Annotated in this window: 1 pseudogene; it reads right to left on the bottom strand. The window is 65.6% G+C overall.

Going from position 1 to position 372, the window contains the following annotated elements:
* Positions 1 to 372 (bottom strand): annotated as a pseudogene (locus HX846_RS39890) (PLP-dependent aminotransferase family protein); the annotation flags it as partial.

Here is a 372-nt window from a genome sequence, read left to right on the forward strand (position 1 = left end):
CAGGCGTTCGACCACCACCACATCACCGGGTTTGAGCAGCGCGCTGGCGGTCAGGTACAGCGACATCTGCACGCCTTGGGTCAGGCAAATCTGCGGCGCGCCGACCGTCAGGCCGCGATTGTGGCGCAACATTTCGGCCAGGGCGTTGCGCAGGTACTGGCCGCTGCCTTCGCTGCCATGGCGCACGGTGTTGGTGGTAAAGCTGTTGCGCAAGGCATTGCGGTAATAGCGGTGCAGCACGGCTTGCGGCAGCAAGCGATGGTCACAGGCGCCATTGTCGAAAAACAGCGCGCCGGGCCGGTGTTGCAGGGCTGTCACCTGTTCGCCCGGGGTGAAATAGGCCGCCGCAGGCACCTCCCGCAATGCCGGGGC

It is taken from the genome of Pseudomonas sp. K5002, from assembly GCF_013386655.1.
Taxonomy (GTDB): domain Bacteria; phylum Pseudomonadota; class Gammaproteobacteria; order Pseudomonadales; family Pseudomonadaceae; genus Aquipseudomonas.